This window comes from Rhizobium sp. 01T444, from assembly GCF_056398305.1.
The window spans coordinates 1-16,502 of the sequence record NZ_JBFTPD010000015.1 but is presented as its reverse complement, the minus strand read 5'-3'; the positions used below and the strand labels follow the sequence as shown (position 1 = coordinate 16,502).

Genomic DNA, 16,502 nt, shown 5'->3' with positions numbered 1-16,502 from the left:
TTTTATAAGTGTGGATTATGAAACTCACCCGTTGTCATAGATTTGAATTGTTCCAGGAGAGAAATTTGGCGCTGACCGACCCCGGCTTCGAACTCCGCCACCTGCGATATTTCGTGACCCTGGTCGAGGAGCGGAATTTCGAACGTGCGGCTGTCAGGCTCGGCATCGCCCAGCCGGGTCTCAGCCAGCAGATCAGGAGCCTCGAAAAGATTGTCGGCACGCCGCTGCTCGATCGGAGCCGGCGCGGCGTGCAGCTCACGCATTCGGGCGAGACGCTGTTTCAGGAGGCGCGCAAGGTGCTGGTACAGACCGAGGCGACGGTCGCCGCCATCAACCGCGCCGGGCGCGGCGAAAGCGGACGCATCTCGATCGGCTATGTCGCGTCCGCTGCCTATTCCGGCGCGGTCGTCGGCTCGATCAGGGACTTCAAGCGCGACTATCCCTATGTCGAAGTCGAACTGCAGGAAATGGAGCTGCGCCAGCAGCTGCAGCGCATAGCCGACGGTCTGCTCGATTTCGGCTATATCCGCGCGCCGGCGCCAATACCGCCTGGCGTTTCCGTGCAGGTCGTGCTGCGCGAGCCGCTGGTTGCGATGGTTCCAAGCGACCATGAATTCGCGGAGCGACCCATCGATACACTCGCCCGGCTGGCGGCCGACATATTCATTACACCGCGGCAGCCGCCGGAAATCGGCTTTCACCGCAACACGCTGCAGGCCTGCCGGGAGGCGGGCTTCGAACCCTCCGTCAAGGCCATCGCACACGACTTCACCGAGATCGCCGCCCTCGTCGGCATCGGCACCGGCATCGCTCTCGTGCCGCAATCCATGAGCCGGGTGGAACTGCCCGATATCCACTACCGGCCACTTCAGAGCGTCACGGTGACGTCGGACGTGGCGATCGCCTACCGCAAGGGCGAAAGTTCGCCTGCCACCAAGGCTTTCATTGGCCAGCACCGGCAGAAGATCAGCCCTCCGGCATCCGGCGAGACGATAGTCAAAGCGCCGGTGTCTGGCGAACCATCGGACACGACCTTGTCTGCATTGCGCCGTTCGCCCCTTGTCGGGTCCGAACTTGATCTGTCGAGAGCGGAAGAGGAAGGGCGTAAAGTCGATCTGTGACGCAGATCCATCTGTCATCCCACTTCAAAGCTTGGAATGAAGAACAAGGTGATCTACATTATTTGCGAGAACTATCTACATGGAGCCGGCTATGGCCATCAACGTCAACAACACTGAGGCGGATGCGCTGACGCGGGAGTTCGCCACCATGGCCGGGGTCAGTATCACGGATGCGATTGTGATCGCCATGAAAGAGGCTATCGAGCGTCGCACCAGTAGCGAGAGCCCGGCCGAGACTGCAGCCCGGCTCAGGAAGAAGCATGGTATTTCCCTGACACCATCCTCCCGCAAGCCGCTTTCCCATGAGGTCTTTGATTCCCTATGGGGCGAAGGCTGATGTTCATCGACGCCTGCGCGATCATCGCCCTCTTGTCGGATGAACCGGAGGCCAAGCGGGTATCCGATGCGATCGCGGCGGCGCGCGACCCATTCACCTCTCCTGTCGCAATGCTCGAGGCAGCTTTGGGGCTCGCGCGACCCGACAAGTTTGGCTTGCCGCTTGATACAGTGGAAGCGCTGCTGATGGAATTTCTGGAGGCTCGTAGGATCGAGATCCGCGACCTTCCCCCGGCTCGTGAAACAACGCACCTCGCTCTTTCAGCTGCGCATCGATATCGCGCCGGCCGCAGAGGCCTTAACCTTGGCGACTGCCTCCACTACGCCTGTGCGAAATACTATGGCGTTCCTATTCTGGCGACAGATAACGAATTTCGTGAGACTGATATCGAAACCGTTCTGTAATTTTACGCCAACGCCGGCCCGCAAATCGTCAGGACAATTCATACAGGCTTCGGATCCGACGGTATTGATCGTCCATCCGCGCGTCTTTGGCTAACGACCAGATACCCTAGCGCACTGACGAAGATGGTAAGAAGTATCCATAGCTCGTTGACATATGTGATCCAATGTTCCCCGAGCCTGAGGCTCAGAACGCGATCCATCAGAAACATCAGGTCAGTGGTGGACCCCGGCGGCAAGCCCACGATCCAGCCGAATGATGCGACCATCGGGATGCAGATGACCGCGGAGATCATCGTCGAGACAAACGCGCTCACGCCCGCAAACCGCCAGGAGATCGTGAGCGCGCCGGCGCGGTTTTCATCCTCTCCTTTCCAGATGGACAGGAAGGTGATGAAGGCGAAGAAGAAGAGCAGCGTTACGGGAAATCTGAAGGAAAATATGCCAAGGGAAAAACCGACGGCCCAGAAATTGAACCCGGCAAGAAGAACATCATGGGCTGCGAGCAGCCACAGCACCGCGGCAGGCGTCCACAAGACGCTCAAGCCCGCACGCGCACATCGCCTCGCAATGAACGTCAGCATTGCGACGGCGTAGACAAATACCAGGATGATGCGGCCAAACAGGCCGAACACCAGAGCGACGGCGCCGCAGGTGTCGGCCGCGCAGGCGGTTGTCTTGACGGCAGCAAAGAGGAGAAGCGGAAAACCGCCGATGAGGGCAATCCACAGCGCGGTGAACACGCTGCTATATATCGCGAAGCTTTTGCGGGTCATGGTCTCTCCATCGTCAGCAGAAGCTTGCCAGACGGCGCTTAAGGACGCGAGAAGCCAATCGATAAAATGCTGCTGCGTCGCGCTGCCCGGGATCGACGACAGGTCAATCGGCTGCGTGGCGGTGACTTCCGACGTGCGATCGCCTACTGTAAGCGCGGGCTCACTCGCATTCGAGCTGCGGCTGCCTGAAACTCGTCACATACCATTCGCTGCCGGAATTGCGGGTGTAGAAGGTGTAGAAACATTCCGTCCGCTCGACATGACCAGGCGTCTCCGTCACCTCGTAACGTTCGCCGCGGCGCGTCTGGCGTACCTCGCCGCTGGAACTGCCGGAGACCACCTGCGTCTTGTCCTTGCGCCATTGATAGGCCCGCTCACCAGGGCGCATCTCATAGAGATTGTCGGGCGGGCCGTAATCCAGCATGACGCTGCCGATCGGCACGCCGACATAGCTCTTCATGATCTGCGAGGCACAGGCTGCCAGCATGAACGTGGCCGCAAGCACGGGACAGCCGAGAAGAATTGGCCGCGGCCAACTCCGTTTCCCTGTCTTCATCGATCGGTCCTCTGCGCGTGGATTTATCCTCGCCAAGATGGATAGGGCCGATGGATTGCCGATACATTGCGGCTTTGGCGTCAGCCGCGATCCGCCCTTCATGACAATTACACGACACAATTGGAACAAGGGTGGAAACGCTTGTAACCCGCCTGACATTGGGGCGCTCTAAAGAGGCGGCATGAGCATTGYCTGCCGCCGGAAACTGCCGCGGGCCTTATTGGAGAGCGCCGGCATGAAGATCGTCCAGATCACCGACACGCATTTCAGCCCGTCGATACCGCATTTCAACGGCAACTGGCAGCCGCTTGCGGACTGGATCAACGGCAGCGGTGCGAATCTCGTCATCCATACCGGCGATCTTGCCGTCGATGGCGCCGACAAGGACGAGGATCTGACCTTCTGCATGGAGCTGATGCAGCAGGTGAAGATCCCGATGCTGATCGTCCCGGGCAATCACGATGTCGGCCATCTGCCGGGCTCCCTGCAGCCGGTCGATGCGACAAGGCTCAGCCGCTGGCGCAGCCTCGTCGGCCCCGATTACTGGCTGGAAGATGCCGGCAACTGGCGCCTCATCGGCCTCGACAGCCTGCTGATGGGCATGGAGAACGACGAGCAGGAAACGCAATTCGCATGGCTGGAAAAGGCGCTTGCCGAGCGCGGCGGCCGGCGCATCGCGATGTTTGCCCATAAGCCGCTCTTCGTCGATACGCCCGATGAAGGCGACACCGGCTACTGGAGCATCCGCCCGGCCCAGCGTCGGAGGCTTTACGATATGATCGCAGCCCATGATGTCGCGCTTTATGCCAGCGGCCACCTGCACTGGGCCTGGAAGGGCCGTTTCAACGACACGTCGCTCGTCTGGGGACCATCCGCCGCCTTCATCATCGGCACGATGGAGCGAGAGATGCCGGGCCAGAAGCTTGTTGGAGCCGTGCTTCACGACCTCGGCGACGACGTCATGAGCAAGATCGTCGCCGTTCCCGGCATGGTGGCGCATGTGCTCGACGATGTGGTCGCCGAAGTCTATCCGCACGAGGCCCACAAGGTGCAGAAGGAGCCGGCGCAATGAGCGCGCTGACACTTTCGGCCATTTCCAAATCCTATGGCGACAACGCCATTCTCAAGAACATCAGCCTTGATGTGCAGCCGGGCGAATTCATCGCCCTCGTTGGCCCCTCGGGCTGCGGCAAGAGCACGCTCCTGCGCATCCTYGCCGGCCTCGACCATGCCGACACCGGCGAGATCCTCATCGGCGGGCGAGAAATGTCCAATGTGGCGGCCGCAGACCGCAACATCGCCATGGTCTTCCAGTCCTACGCGCTCTATCCACATCTGACGGCCGGCCAGAATATCGCCGTTCCGCTTGCCATGCGGCGCTTAAGCCGCATTCAGCGTCTTCCCTTCCTTGGTCCTGTCCTGCCCGGCTACCGGGCCATTCGTTCGGGCATTTCCCGCGACGTGCAGGAAACCGCCAAAGCCCTGAAGATCGACCATCTGCTGGAGCGCAAGCCTGGCCAGATGTCTGGCGGCCAGCGGCAGCGCGTGGCGCTCGCCCGCGCCATGGTGCGCCATYCGAGCGTCTTCCTGATGGACGAACCGCTGTCGAACCTCGATGCCAATCTGCGCGTCCATGCACGCGGCGAAATCGTCGAATTACATCGCCGCGCCGGCGTGCCGACCGTCTATGTCACCCACGATCAGGCCGAGGCGCTCTCCATGGCCGACCGCGTCGCCGTGATGATCGGCGGCCAGCTTTTGCAGCTGGCGCCGCCGCAGGTCATCTATGACGATCCTGCTCATGTCGAGGTCGCCCGCTTCGTCGGCCAGCCGCGCATCAATCTCTTGCCGGCGCGCGCCGATGGCGGAACGATTGCTTTCGGCGATATCAGGCTCACGTTGGAAGAAGCCAATCCTGCCGGGTCCGACGTGACGATCGGCATCCGTCCGGAGTTCGTGCGGCTTGCGGCAGAGGGCCAGACCTCGCTTCCCGGCCGCATCGAGCGCATGGAATTCCTCGGCTCCGAGGTGATCCTGTTCTGCCGCCTCGATGCAATCGGCGAGGCCGTACTTGCCAAGCTTGCGCCTGCTGATGCCGCAGGCCTTTCTGCCGGCATGCCCGTCGCCCTCTCCTTTCAACCCGACAAGGCTATGGTCTTTGCACCCGACGGCCGCCGGCTGCGCACTGCCGCACTTTCCGCCGATACCAGCAGGGAGAAGGCACATGGCTAGCATTGCCGCAGGCGAGATCCGATCGGTCGCACCATCCGTCAGGCATGAGCGACGCGAGGCACAGACGGCCTGGCTGCTGACGCTGCCAGCGATTATCCTGATCGTCCTCTTCGTGCTGCTGCCGATCGTCGCCGTCGTCTTCCTCGGCTTTACCGATTTCGAACTCGGCGTCGGCAAGTTCCGTTTCGTCGGCTTCGATAACTATGCCGAGCTCTTTGCCGACCGCACCTTCCGCAAGTCGCTATGGAACACCACGGTCTATACGGCGATCGTGGCACCCGTCTCGATCCTGCTCGGCCTTGGTGTGGCCATGCTGATCGAGAGCGAGGGCTGGGGAAAGAGCTTCTTCCGCACTGCCTATTTCCTCCCCGTCGTCTCGCTGATCGTCGCCATGGCGACCGTCTGGCAATATCTCTTCCATCCGACGATCGGTCCGCTCAATGCGCTCATCGGTCTCGCCGGCCTGCCGAAGCCGAACTGGCTCGGCTCCTCGGCAACAGCACTTTACAGCCTCTCCATCATCGGTGTGTGGCAGACGGTTGGCTTCAACATGGTGCTGTTCCTCGCCGGGCTGACGGCGATCCCGCGAGAACTCTATGCCGCCGCCGAAATCGATGGCGCCAAATCCTCGCTCGACCGCTTTTTCCTCGTCACCTGGCCGATGCTCGGGCCGACGGCGCTTTTTGTGACCACGATCAGCATCATCAACGCCGTGAAGACCTTCGAGACGGTGAAGACGCTGACGGATGGCGGCCCCAATCACGCCTCCGAAGTCCTGCTTTTCACCATCTATCAGGAGGGATTCGTCTACATGAAGGTTGGCTATGCCTCGGCCATGACCGTGGTCTTCCTCGCCATCCTCGTGGTGATGATGTTCCTGCAATACCGCTTCCTCGACCGGCGGGTGCACTATTCATGAAGACGCGCTCCAGCTTCACTCCCGGCCGGCTCGTACGTCTGGCACTGCTCATACTCGGCGCGGTCATCTTCCTCGCGCCCTACATCTTCATGATATCGGCCGCCGGCAAGTCGCAGGACGACATCTTCACAGCCGCGCTCTCGCTGATCCCGACGCAGTTTTACTACGTACAGAATTTTACCAAGGCGCTCGACAAGGTAGCGATGGGCACGCTCTTGTGGAACGGCGTAGTGGTCTGCGCGCTGATCTTCGTCTTCCAGGTGCTGGTCGCGATCCCCTGCGCCTATGCCATGGCGAAGCTGAAGTTCCGTGCCGGCCGCATGATGATGGTGCTCGTGCTGCTCGGCCTCTTGGTGCCGATCCATGCGACGGCGCTGCCGCTCTACGTCGCCTTCGACAGCCTGTCGCTGCTCAACGGCTATACGGCGCTGGTCGCTCCCTTCACCATCTCTGTCTTTGCGATCTTCCTGTTCCTGCAGTTCTTCCGCGCCATGCCGGACGACCTGATCCATGCTGCGCGTCTCGACGGCATGTCCGAGCTCGGCATCGTCTCACGCGTCATCGTGCCGAATGCCTGGCCGGCGGTCACGGCTTTCGCGATCTTTTCGGTCGTCGCCCATTGGAACGACCTCTACTGGCCGCTGATCGTCATCAGCAAGCCGGGTTACGCCACCCCGCCGCTCGGCCTGATGAACTTCCGCGCCGCGGAAGCCGGCGACGACTACGGCGCCCTGATGGCAGCTACCATCATCATCACCATTCCCCTCGTTGCAGCTTTTCTCTTCGCGCAGAAACGCTTCGTCGAGGGCATCACCATGACCGGTCTCAAAGGCTGACCGGCTGAACCCAGGAGAACGAGCGATGAAGCATTTCACCCAGTTCCTCGCAGCAGCGGCTCTGTCCGTGGCGGCGGCACTGCCGGCCCACGCCGAAACGACGCTGACGATCCATTACCCGATGCCGGGCTTCTTCAAAGACGTGATGGACACGATCTCGAAGAAGTTCATGGAAGAAAACCCTGATATCAAGATCCAGTTCGCCGCTCCCTCGGCGACCTATGAAGATGGTATCCAGCTGATCCTGCGCCAGGCCGGCACGTCTGAAATGCCCGACATCACGTTCATCGGCCTCAACCGCCTGCGCATGCTGAACGAGCGCAATGTCGCCATCGACATGACGCCGCTCGTCCAGAAGGAAGGCAACATGGCCGAGAAGGGCTTCTCGGACACGATCCTGAAGCTCGCCCAGGTCAACGGCAAGCAGGTGGGCCTTGCCTTCGCCACCTCCAACCCGATCATGTATTACAATGCCGATCTCGTGAAGGCAGCCGGCGGCAATCCCGACACCCCGCCGAAGACCTGGGACGAAGTCATCGCGCTCGCCGGCAAGATCAAGGCGCTCGGTAACGGCGTCGACGGCATGGACTTCCGCTGGCAGGGCGACGATTGGATGTTCTCCGCCCTGCTCTTCGGTGCCGGCGGCAAGATGCTGAGCGATGACGAGCAGAAGGTGGCCTTCAACGGTCCGGAAGGCCAGAAAGCCGTCGAACTAATCAGCCGCTTCGTCAAGGAAGGCGGCATGCCGGTCTTCACCAAGGCAGCCGGCGAACAGGCCTTCGCAGCCGGCAAGGTCGGCTTCGAATTCCAGACAACAGGCGCGCTCGTCAACACGATCAAGAATGTCGGCACCAAGTTCGATCTGCGTACCGCCCAGATCCCGCTGATCGATCCGGACAAGGGCCATCTGCCGACCGGCGGCAACGCCGTCGTCATCCTCGCCAAGGATGCCGCCAAGCAGGACGCCGCCTGGAAGTTCGCCAAGTTCGCAGCTGGCCCCTATGGCGCCTCCGTCGTCGTTCCCGGCACCGGCTACGTGCCGAACAACGAGCTTGCGGCCAAGTCCGCCGAATATCTCGGCGACTTCTACAAGAAGAACCCGCTCTTCCAGGCAGGCCTCAGCCAGATGCCGCGCATGATCCCCTGGTACGCCTTCCCCGGCACCAATGGCGTCAAGGTCACGCAGACGATCGTCGACAACCTGTCGCGCATCGTCGATGGCTCGGCCGAGCCGAAGGAGGCCCTCGATGACGCAGCCTCCGACGTCGAAGGCATGCTGCCGCGCAGCTAAATCTCGCCGTTAAGTCGCGGCTCAAGCCGCCCGCGGTCTCGATCCGGAACCGCCGCATCCTACAGGTGCGGCGGTTTCTTCGTTTTGGAGGTTTCGCACCGTGCCGCCTGGGCGCAAGGCATGCGACAATTCCAGGTGTCTCAATGGCGCATCATTCTCGACGATATCGAGCAGCAGCGACGCTGCCGTCGCGCCCATGCTGAGATCGGGCATTTCGATCGAGGTCAGCGTCGGATTGATGAGCTTGCCGATGGCGATGCCGTCGAAGCCGGCGACCGAGATATCGTCGGGAACACGCAAGCCCTCGCGATGGATGGCGCCGATGACGCCAAGCGCGATCAGATCGTTCGAGCCGATGATGGCGGTCGGGGCAAATGTCCGCAAGGCCTGGCCGAGATCCATTTGGTCGTAGCCGATGACGAAGGGCACCTCTACGGCCTCGAGCGGGGCCACGCCCGCTGCCTCCATCGTCTGCAGATAGCCGCGGTAGCGCAAAAGCGCACGGTCTGAACCCCTGAAGCTGCCCGAGACATAGAGGATGCGCCGGTGGCCCATGGATAAGAGATGTTCGGTCAGCCGGCAGCCAGCCGCATAATTGTTGACGGTAACGGCAGCCGGATATCGGATGGTCGGAGAGCTGCCAAGCAGCACTGTGGGCGGCAGGTCCTGCGCCAATGCCGGGCTTGTCTCACCATCACAGACCGTTAGGATCAGCCCGGTCGGCCGCTCGCCGAGCAGCCCCGCCACGGCATTGGCCTCCTGGTCTGGATCGTAATTCGACTGGGCGATGAGAACGCTGTGGCCGGCAACCAGCATGCGGTTCTGGATGCCCGAGAGGGACGAAGCGAAAACCGGATTGGTCACGCTCGGCACCAGCACGCCGATAACGGGCCGGCGGCCGCTGCGGGCAGACGGCGCGGCAGCCCGATAGCCGACTTCGGCTGCAGCACGGCGCACGCGAAGTGCCGCCGCCTGGCTGACGGGACCGCTGAGGTTCAGCACGCGGCTTGCCGTCGCCATCGAACATCCGGCCCTCAGCGCAACCTGTTTCAACGTCGTCATCGCCGCCCTGTCCGTCTCCGTCGAGGTTTGGCAGGCTCTTACGGGCAGATTGTCATGAAATGATGACGGCAAAGACCGTTTTCGGTCTCAGCCGCGTTTGGGTTGACGGCCGAGGATCTGGCGCACGCCATCCTTGGTGAAGGGCTGCGCCAGTTGGCTGACGAAGCCGGGGGCGATCTGGCCCTTGATGCCGATATCGGTCGAGGATGGGCGGTCGGGATTGAAATAGGTGCCGAACAGCTGGTCGAACAGCACGACATTCTCACCGTAATTGGTATTACCTTCGCGCAGATCCTTCGAATGGTGCCAGCGGTGAAGCCGGGGTGTGCTGAAGACGAAATCGAAAAGGCCCGTCCGCATGTCGACGTTGCAATGGGTCAGGATGCCGATGAAGGCCGTGACGGCGCCGAGCCACCAGAAGACCGGCAGCGGGGCGCCGAGCAGGTAGAGGGGGATCTGGCTCAACGCTATCTTGAACAGGGAATCGATGACGTGGAAACGGCCGGTATTGATGACCCAGAGGCGGGTGACGCTGTGGTGCAGCGCATGGAAGCGCCAGAAGAACAGCCGTTCATGGGCGATGCGGTGCGCCCAGTAGAGGCCGAACTCGGCGATGACGACGGCGAGGGCCGCCTGGAAGATCATCGGCCAGGATGATGGCCAGAGACTGAACTGCATGGCGGCGAGCGGCTGCAGCAGGCCGGCGGCGAGCATCGGAAAGATCGCTGCCGAGAGTGCTGCCAGCTGCACCAGCCCCTTGGTCAGAACGGTGTGGGCGATATCGTTGGCCGTTTCGCCATCCGCCTCGAGCCAGCGCTGCTCATAGGGAATGGTGCGTTCGAGCAGGAAGAGAAGCAGGACCTCGCCCGCATAGACGGCCGAAAAGGCGACCATCGGCCGATCGCCGGCGAAGGCGAAATGGGCGCCTGTCAGGCCGGAGAAAAACACCAGTGGCCATGACAGATGAGCAAGAATATGTCTTGCGGCGGCAGCGGCTTTCGACATCGATTTCAGATCCCCTCAGTCACTCATCGCGTTTCATGYGTCGTCTGTCACGCCAGTCGAACGGATCCCCTGAGGGGATCGGCAGCCCGTTACCGGCCAGTCGGGTCGGGTTCCCATCCCGTATCCCTGGCTGCCGCCTGCTGAGCAACGAGCAAAATCGAACAGATCACAATGATCGCCATTCGCATAGCCACGCGCCTTTGTCATCCCGAGTTCGAATATAAACTTCCACGAGCTGCACTACGTCGTTTTGAGGTGGCGAACCAACCGACTGCCGAGTTGATTGATGTTAACCTTTGATTAACCATGGCTCCCTAGCCTTCAGGAGACGCAGCAGCACTCTCCCGTAACTTTGTAGGAGGCCAAAATGTCGCTCGTAACTGTGCCCGGTAAAATCCGCCTTTGTGGCACTCACGCTGTTCTCGTCATGGCGGAAGGCAGCCTGCATCAGGCCGTATGCATCGCAGGCGATGCTCTTCCTTCTTCTGCTGGTGATATGATCCAGGGTCTCATCGAGAGGCTAGACTTCTACGAATGTATCGCTGACCGCAAGTTCATGGACGGTGAACTAGCCTATGACGGGCGCGTCTGGATTACCTCATCGGACATCGATCCGTTGGCGCCGCAAAATCGGCTTTGATGACCGCCGGGGCTCGCAAAGAACCCTGATGGCCTGCACGCCAGTCAGCGCTGGCTTGCTCATTCGATCAGATTGCCGTTCCGCAGCCAGATCTTCGCGGATTAACTCATTAATTAGCAATTACTTGCGTTAGTATTCGATGATGTTAGCCTCGTCGTATCGTTGAGGATTAAGTATGACGATTGAAGAGTTGATCGATTTGCAGGAAGCAGGCTCACGGGCTCGAGTGCTCGGATTGAAGGCGTACGAGAACCCGTATCTCGAAGCGCACAGGATGCCCAATGGTGATACCGGCGCTCTCGGCGATTGGCTTGCGCGACACGACGCGTGGAAATTCGGTTGGGAAGCGGAAGACGCCAGTCGCGAGGGCCGAATTTCCACTCACTTCAAGGAACTGATCTCGCTTTCCAAACGGCCTGCGCTCGACGCATGATCCGGTTGCGGTTCACGCACCAACAGCCCGTTCGGTCCTCCTTTGAGCACCATCGCGCAGTATCGGACTTCACTCGATAGTTCGAAATCATCGGCCTGGAGCATCGGGGCCCGAAATCGGAATCGATTTTTGGAAAGTGTGATACGTCGATTCAAAGAGTTGGAGTGCCGGTTGGCCTGACGGCAGCCTGATGCGCTGGACGATCCGCTTGACCGGAAAATCGCTGTGAGCCCGAGGGCCGGATACGACCGTCAGATAAACGCGCGCGAAGATCTGCCGCCACACATTCGTGTCTTGAGACTGTCGCCCGCCTTTGCCAGATTGGCGGCAGCGGCCGTAAAGTCGCTTCAATAATATCAAAGGGATTGGTCGATGAAACGCGATATTGAAATCACGACGGCTGACGGCGTTGCCAGGGCGTCGATTTTCCGCCCCGCCGGCAGCGAGGGCAAGGTTCTGCCAGGCGTTCTCTACTATATGGATGCGCTCGGACCGCGCGAGGCCATCGACATCATGGGCGAGCGTCTGGCGAATGCCGGCTATGTCGTGCTTGCACCCGATCTCTTCTACCGTTTCGGCTCATACGGCCCGTTCGACGGATCCTCCTTCGGCAACGAGGCCTCGCGCGCCGAGATCATGAAGATGATCCGCGAGACGACGCAGGAAATGACGAAGCGCGACAGCGCAGCCTTCCTCGACACGCTTGAGGCCGAAGGCGTTTCCGGTCCGGTCGGCACCGTCGGTTATTGCATGGGCGGCGGCCGGGCGCTGACGGCAGCGGCCACTTATGCCGACAGGATCGCGGCAGCGGCAAGTTTCCACGGCGGCAATCTGGCAAGCGAGGCGCCCGACAGCCCGCATCGCCTCGCCGGCGACATCAAGGCGCGCGTCTATGTCGGCGTTGCCGGCGTCGACGGCAGCTTCCCGCCCGAACAGTCAGCGCGGCTTGCCGAGGCGCTCCGCACGGGCGGCGTCGACCACATTATCGAGAACTATATCGGCATGTCGCATGGCTGGACCGTTCCCGACCGCGGCGAGACCTACAGCGAAAAGGGTTCTGAGCGGCACTGGAAGCGCCTGCTCGAACTTTTTGCAGAAACGCTGAGCTGAGATCAGCGGATGCGGCCCGCCCGGCCTCGGGCGGGGTCTGAGATCACTGCGACCTGCCATAGAGTATCCAGACTTTGCTGGTGCGATCATGCCGGCCACCTGCAGTGCCCTACAGAACGACGCGCCGTTGCACCGAAGCAGGAAAGAAACATTAACCCGTTGTATTTACAGAGAGAATTATCTCGCCGCGTGGCGGCAATACTCTTGGCCATCAGTTTGCCACGATGTGCCCTACCCTCCGCAGGCGTGTGCCCCAAACGAGAATTGGATTGATGATCAACTTCACGAAATCTGCCATCGGCATTCTGCTTGCCTTTGGCACCGTTGCCTCCACGTCGAGCATCGCGTCTGCGCAATATTACGATGGTTACGACAGAGGCCCGCCGCCCCGTTTTGAACCTGACAGGGATTGGGGCAGGCCTCCCCCGCCGCCGCCCGGTTGGGGTCGGCCGCCGCGCGGTGGCTGTGACCCCCGATGGGCAGAGGACAAGGCGCGTGATTTCGGCTTCCGCCGCGCTCGCGTCGTCGACGTCACGCCGCGGCGTGTGATCGTTCAGGGCTGGACACGGCGAGGTCCCGGCGAGATCAGCTTTGCCAATGTCCGCGGCTGCCCGGCGCTCCGATAGGGGCTGACGGCCAATATGAAACGCCCTCGGCCGGTTTCCCGACCGAGGGCTTACGGACAAATTCTATGCCGGGCATTAGAGCTCACATCTTATAACGGCCATAACTTTGTCCCCACGTTTATATCCAGCACGAGGCGGCGCCGATTTTCACGCTCAGACTTCTGACGAAGCCGTGAACGGACCGTCATCCGATTGAATTTCACGCTGTCCGGCCTAACATCAACTCGATGATCGGATTGCGGGCGCGCACAGCGCAAAAGCGACTGATGGCCGAAAGCTTTGATGTGCCGCCCGGCGGTGGTGCATTCGTCTTGCCACGCATGGCTGTCGGCCTCTTCCTCACCGATCAACCGGGCCACCGCATCGCCGTCGGATCAGACAGGCGAAAGCCCATTCCGCTTGCCGCGGGCGACGGTTGGATCCTGCCGGCAGGTACATCCGGCATCTGCGAATATGATGCGGCCCTCTCCTATCTGAAGCTCGAACTGACCGATGCATTGCTTGTCGATGTTGGCTTCGACCGGGCACAGGATGTGGGCCCGGTTGTCGGCCGCATCGATCCGCTGCTCGCAGAGTTGGCGCGCCAGGCGGTCTCGACAGCCGCGGAACCGGCATCGCTCTATCGCGAGACGATGGAGCTCGCGCTTGCCGCCCATCTTGCGCATCTGCTGTCGCCGCGCACGGATGGGGCGGCAACGATCGATGACCGGCGCCTGCAGCGCGCCGTCAGCTATATCCATGACAATATCGCCGAAGATCTGTCGCTGGACGAGATCGCTTCTGAGGCCGCGATCAGCCGCTTTCATTTCGTGCGCGCTTTTCGCAAGGCTTTCGGCATATCGCCTTACCAATATGTCATCCACAAACGGATGGAGCGTGCAAAGATCCTCCTGAAGACGACGCGGCTACCAGTCGCGGAGGTCGCAGCCCGCGTTGGCTACGACGACGTCTCCCGCTTCGGCCGGCATTTCCGGCGCCATGTCGGCACCACACCAGCCGCCTTCCGCATGGACTGACAGCCACAAAGCGCAAGAAATACCCACCCATCGCCAAGAATGGCTCCAGCTGCCGGCGCTCATCCCTGCCAAATTCCCTTCGACCGCAATGAGGAGCGGATGGAGGATTTGCGATGAGACGCCTTGCTCTTTCGACGATCGGTGCGGCCCTGATGAGCGCGAACGCCTTTGCCGCCGATATTCAGACGCGGCAGGTCTCCTTCGAGAACGAGGGAACGACACTCGCCGCCACGCTCTACCTGCCAGCCGATTCCCGACCCGGAGAGAAGCGCCCCGGCGTGCTGGTCACCGGTGCCTGGACGTCGATCAAGGAGCAGATGTCGGGCCTCTATGCCCGCGAGATGGCCGAGCGCGGCTTCGTGGCGCTCGCCTTCGATTTCCGCGGCTGGGGACAATCGGGTGGGAATATCCGCTTCAAGGAAGACCCGACCGCCAAGACCGAAGATATTTCGGCCGCCGCCGACTACCTGGCCAGCCTGCCGGAGATCGATGCGTCCAGGATCACGGGTCTCGGCATTTGTGCATCGGCCGGCTATATGGCGGCGGCCGCGACCGGGAGCGCCCATTTCCGGAGCGTGTCGCTGGTCGCCCCCTGGCTGCACAATGGCGGCATCGTCGAGCAGGTCTATGGCGGCAAGGATGGCGTCGACAGGCTGATCGCGCTGTCACGCGGGGCCGAAGAGGCCGAACGGAACGGCACGCCGCAGCTCATCACGGCCGCCAGCATGACGGACGAGACGGCGCTCATGTACCAGATCCCCTATTACACCGAGACCGGCCGCGGGCTGATCCGCGAATATGACAACAAGTTCAACCTCGCCTCCTGGGAGCCGTGGTTGACCTATGATTCCGTCGCGCTCGCCAGCCGCCTCTACAAGCCGCTGCTGATCGTTCATTCGGAGGCGGCCGCCGTGCCGCAGGGCGCCCATGCCTTTTTCTCGCTACTGACGAGTGACGCCTCCGAGCTCTGGCTCGACAGTGTCAGCCAGTTCGATTTCTACGACAATCCGGAGGATGTCTCGCGTGCTGCCGATGCCGCGGCCCAGCATTTCCGGCGCTTCAACAAGCCCTGACCCGACCGTCCTCAAGCCCGCCATTCAAGGAGAGCCCGATGAAACGCCTGACCCTGATGGCGGCGATCTGCGCCCCCTTTGCCTGCCCGGATATAGCGGGCGCCGAGCCGATCGGCATCGACGACCGCATGGCCATCATCGACACGATCACCGACATCTCTGCCGGCGCCGACCGGCACCAGTGGAGCCGCGTGCGCGGCGCTTTCGCCGATCAGGTGACGCTCGATTATACCGGCCTCTGGGGCGGGCAAGCGACAAGCCAGAGCGCCGACGAGATCGTTGCCCAATGGTCGGGCTTCCTGCCGGGCTTCGACCGGACGCTGCATCTTGTCGCCAATCACGCGATCGTCGCGGCGGGCGATAGGGCGGCATTAGCCGAGGCCGATTTCCAGGCCGTTCATCGCATTGATGCCGATAGCTGGACGCTGATGGGCCACTATCGGTACGAACTCGCAAAACGCGACGGCGCCTGGAAGGTCACGCGGCTAGTGATGACGCCGACGCATGAGACCGGCGACCGCAGCCTGGTGAACCGTGCCGCGGAGCGTGCCAAGGCGTCGCGCTGAGCAATCCCTCTCGACCCAAGGAGGTGGCATGAAAGAGGCCGCGCCCATTGAGAGAACGGATCACTGAGATGCAGGTGATGACAGTCACACTTCCAGCCTTTCGGCTTATCCTGTTGGGGTTTCGCAGATCTCAACAAGGGAGTTGGAAGCATGACTGCCTCTTATAATTACCATATCGGCGTGGATTACCACAAATCCTATAGCCACCTTGTGGTGCAGGATAGCAGTGGCAAGACGCTGCGATCCGGCCGCGTGAAGAACGATCGCCAGTCGCTCGATGGGTTTCTAGAGCGGTACCGCGAGAACTCGCATGCGGTTGTCGAAGCGACGCGCAACTGGATGGTGATGTACGACTGGCTCGACGACATTTGTGATGATGTCGTTCTCGCCCATCCCTTGAAGGTCAAGGCGATCGCCGACGCCAAGATCAAGACCGACAAGATCGATGCCACGGTGCTGGCGCATCTGCTGCGGGCCGACCTGGTGCCGGAGGCCTGGGCAC

19 protein-coding genes and 1 pseudogene are annotated in these 16,502 nt (G+C 61.4%); 16 read left to right on the top strand and 4 right to left on the bottom strand.

What is annotated here, in order from left to right; all coding sequences use genetic code 11:
- Positions 1–65: 65 nt before the first annotated feature.
- From AC1DTN_RS20140 to AC1DTN_RS20130, 3 genes and pseudogenes are all read left to right on the top strand, one after another.
- A pseudogene (locus AC1DTN_RS20140) lies at positions 66–962 on the top strand (LysR substrate-binding domain-containing protein); the annotation flags it as partial.
- A gap of 250 nt (positions 963–1,212) precedes the next feature.
- Complete coding sequence (locus tag AC1DTN_RS20135; RefSeq protein ID WP_439018793.1) at positions 1,213–1,458, top strand: type II toxin-antitoxin system VapB family antitoxin; 246 nt, start codon at positions 1,213–1,215, stop codon at positions 1,456–1,458.
- A complete protein-coding gene (locus AC1DTN_RS20130) occupies positions 1,458–1,862 on the top strand; it encodes a type II toxin-antitoxin system VapC family toxin (protein WP_439018794.1) in 405 nt (134 codons plus the stop codon). Before AC1DTN_RS20135 ends, AC1DTN_RS20130 begins: the two co-directional genes overlap by 1 nt.
- Positions 1,863–1,900: 38 nt before the next feature.
- Here AC1DTN_RS20130 and AC1DTN_RS20125 read toward each other — a convergent pair whose 3' ends face one another.
- Both AC1DTN_RS20125 and AC1DTN_RS20120 read right to left on the bottom strand, forming a co-directional pair.
- Positions 1,901–2,635, bottom strand: a complete 735-nt coding sequence (locus AC1DTN_RS20125; protein WP_439018795.1) for a hypothetical protein — start codon at positions 2,633–2,635, stop codon at positions 1,901–1,903.
- Positions 2,636–2,795: 160 nt separating this feature from the next.
- Entirely contained in the window at positions 2,796–3,122 is a 327-nt protein-coding gene (locus tag AC1DTN_RS20120; protein WP_477922415.1) for a hypothetical protein, read from the bottom strand.
- 304 nt (positions 3,123–3,426) lie between these two features.
- On the opposite strand from AC1DTN_RS20120, the gene AC1DTN_RS20115 reads away from it, so the two are divergent.
- Genes AC1DTN_RS20115 through AC1DTN_RS20095 form a run of 5 tightly spaced genes read left to right on the top strand, consistent with a single transcriptional unit; the run spans position 3,427 to position 8,469 of the window.
- Entirely contained in the window at positions 3,427–4,263 is an 837-nt protein-coding gene (locus AC1DTN_RS20115) for a metallophosphoesterase family protein (protein WP_439018921.1), read from the top strand.
- Positions 4,260–5,423, top strand: a complete 1,164-nt coding sequence (locus tag AC1DTN_RS20110; protein WP_477922313.1) for an ABC transporter ATP-binding protein — start codon at positions 4,260–4,262, stop codon at positions 5,421–5,423. Before AC1DTN_RS20115 ends, AC1DTN_RS20110 begins: the two co-directional genes overlap by 4 nt.
- On the top strand, positions 5,416–6,342 hold the full coding sequence (locus tag AC1DTN_RS20105) for a carbohydrate ABC transporter permease (protein WP_477922311.1): 927 nt from the start codon (positions 5,416–5,418) through the stop codon (positions 6,340–6,342). Before AC1DTN_RS20110 ends, AC1DTN_RS20105 begins: the two co-directional genes overlap by 8 nt.
- A complete protein-coding gene (locus tag AC1DTN_RS20100) occupies positions 6,339–7,178 on the top strand; it encodes a carbohydrate ABC transporter permease (RefSeq protein WP_113320261.1) in 840 nt (279 codons plus the stop codon). The genes AC1DTN_RS20105 and AC1DTN_RS20100 overlap by 4 nt, the downstream gene beginning before the upstream one ends.
- A 25-nt stretch (positions 7,179–7,203) precedes the next feature.
- A complete protein-coding gene (locus AC1DTN_RS20095) occupies positions 7,204–8,469 on the top strand; it encodes an ABC transporter substrate-binding protein (protein WP_439018798.1) in 1,266 nt (421 codons plus the stop codon).
- Positions 8,470–8,490: 21 nt separating this feature from the next.
- On the opposite strand, the gene AC1DTN_RS20090 is transcribed toward AC1DTN_RS20095, so the two are convergent.
- Together AC1DTN_RS20090 and olsE are read right to left on the bottom strand one after the other, a co-directional pair.
- Entirely contained in the window at positions 8,491–9,531 is a 1,041-nt protein-coding gene (locus AC1DTN_RS20090) for a substrate-binding domain-containing protein (RefSeq protein WP_477922310.1), read from the bottom strand.
- An 87-nt stretch (positions 9,532–9,618) separates the two neighbouring features.
- Positions 9,619–10,536: an ornithine lipid hydroxylase OlsE gene (olsE, locus tag AC1DTN_RS20085; RefSeq protein ID WP_439018800.1), complete on the bottom strand. Its 918-nt coding sequence runs from the start codon at positions 10,534–10,536 to the stop codon at positions 9,619–9,621.
- Positions 10,537–10,903: 367 nt separating this feature from the next.
- Here olsE and AC1DTN_RS20080 point away from each other — a divergent pair, with 367 nt between their 5' ends.
- The 8 genes from AC1DTN_RS20080 to AC1DTN_RS20045 all read left to right on the top strand — a co-directional run.
- A complete protein-coding gene (locus AC1DTN_RS20080) occupies positions 10,904–11,176 on the top strand; it encodes a hypothetical protein (RefSeq protein WP_439018801.1) in 273 nt (90 codons plus the stop codon).
- A 175-nt stretch (positions 11,177–11,351) separates the two neighbouring features.
- Positions 11,352–11,609, top strand: a complete 258-nt coding sequence (locus AC1DTN_RS20075) for a CrpP-related protein (protein WP_477922307.1) — start codon at positions 11,352–11,354, stop codon at positions 11,607–11,609.
- Positions 11,610–11,981: 372 nt separating this feature from the next.
- On the top strand, positions 11,982–12,719 hold the full coding sequence (locus tag AC1DTN_RS20070; RefSeq protein WP_439018803.1) for a dienelactone hydrolase family protein: 738 nt from the start codon (positions 11,982–11,984) through the stop codon (positions 12,717–12,719).
- Between the two features lie 272 nt (positions 12,720–12,991).
- Positions 12,992–13,345: a hypothetical protein gene (locus tag AC1DTN_RS20065; protein ID WP_439018804.1), complete on the top strand. Its 354-nt coding sequence runs from the start codon at positions 12,992–12,994 to the stop codon at positions 13,343–13,345.
- Positions 13,346–13,611: 266 nt separating this feature from the next.
- Positions 13,612–14,361: a helix-turn-helix domain-containing protein gene (locus AC1DTN_RS20060; protein ID WP_477922305.1), complete on the top strand. Its 750-nt coding sequence runs from the start codon at positions 13,612–13,614 to the stop codon at positions 14,359–14,361.
- 113 nt (positions 14,362–14,474) lie between these two features.
- Positions 14,475–15,434: an alpha/beta hydrolase gene (locus tag AC1DTN_RS20055; RefSeq protein ID WP_477922304.1), complete on the top strand. Its 960-nt coding sequence runs from the start codon at positions 14,475–14,477 to the stop codon at positions 15,432–15,434.
- Between the two features lie 38 nt (positions 15,435–15,472).
- Positions 15,473–16,000: a nuclear transport factor 2 family protein gene (locus AC1DTN_RS20050; protein ID WP_477922302.1), complete on the top strand. Its 528-nt coding sequence runs from the start codon at positions 15,473–15,475 to the stop codon at positions 15,998–16,000.
- Positions 16,001–16,150: 150 nt separating this feature from the next.
- Positions 16,151–16,502, top strand: a 352-nt coding sequence (locus AC1DTN_RS20045; protein ID WP_477922300.1) for an IS110 family transposase, incomplete at its 3' end; no start/stop codon positions are given.

Bases quoted from the DNA above. Each gene is read 5' to 3' on its own strand.
- AC1DTN_RS20135 (WP_439018793.1), top strand. From the start codon at position 1,213: ATGGCCATCAACGTCAACAACACTGAGGCGGATGCGCTGACGCGGGAG.
- AC1DTN_RS20130 (WP_439018794.1), top strand. From the start codon at position 1,458: ATGTTCATCGACGCCTGCGCGATCATCGCCCTCTTGTCGGATGAACCG.
- AC1DTN_RS20125 (WP_439018795.1), bottom strand. From the start codon at position 2,635: ATGACCCGCAAAAGCTTCGCGATATATAGCAGCGTGTTCACCGCGCTG.
- AC1DTN_RS20120 (WP_477922415.1), bottom strand. From the start codon at position 3,122: ATGCTGGCAGCCTGTGCCTCGCAGATCATGAAGAGCTATGTCGGCGTG.
- AC1DTN_RS20115 (WP_439018921.1), top strand. From the start codon at position 3,427: ATGAAGATCGTCCAGATCACCGACACGCATTTCAGCCCGTCGATACCG.
- AC1DTN_RS20105 (WP_477922311.1), top strand. From the start codon at position 5,416: ATGGCTAGCATTGCCGCAGGCGAGATCCGATCGGTCGCACCATCCGTC.
- AC1DTN_RS20100 (WP_113320261.1), top strand. From the start codon at position 6,339: ATGAAGACGCGCTCCAGCTTCACTCCCGGCCGGCTCGTACGTCTGGCA.
- AC1DTN_RS20095 (WP_439018798.1), top strand. From the start codon at position 7,204: ATGAAGCATTTCACCCAGTTCCTCGCAGCAGCGGCTCTGTCCGTGGCG.
- AC1DTN_RS20090 (WP_477922310.1), bottom strand. From the start codon at position 9,531: ATGACGACGTTGAAACAGGTTGCGCTGAGGGCCGGATGTTCGATGGCG.
- olsE (WP_439018800.1), bottom strand. From the start codon at position 10,536: ATGTCGAAAGCCGCTGCCGCCGCAAGACATATTCTTGCTCATCTGTCA.
- AC1DTN_RS20080 (WP_439018801.1), top strand. From the start codon at position 10,904: ATGTCGCTCGTAACTGTGCCCGGTAAAATCCGCCTTTGTGGCACTCAC.
- AC1DTN_RS20075 (WP_477922307.1), top strand. From the start codon at position 11,352: ATGACGATTGAAGAGTTGATCGATTTGCAGGAAGCAGGCTCACGGGCT.
- AC1DTN_RS20070 (WP_439018803.1), top strand. From the start codon at position 11,982: ATGAAACGCGATATTGAAATCACGACGGCTGACGGCGTTGCCAGGGCG.
- AC1DTN_RS20065 (WP_439018804.1), top strand. From the start codon at position 12,992: ATGATCAACTTCACGAAATCTGCCATCGGCATTCTGCTTGCCTTTGGC.
- AC1DTN_RS20060 (WP_477922305.1), top strand. From the start codon at position 13,612: ATGGCCGAAAGCTTTGATGTGCCGCCCGGCGGTGGTGCATTCGTCTTG.
- AC1DTN_RS20055 (WP_477922304.1), top strand. From the start codon at position 14,475: ATGAGACGCCTTGCTCTTTCGACGATCGGTGCGGCCCTGATGAGCGCG.
- AC1DTN_RS20050 (WP_477922302.1), top strand. From the start codon at position 15,473: ATGAAACGCCTGACCCTGATGGCGGCGATCTGCGCCCCCTTTGCCTGC.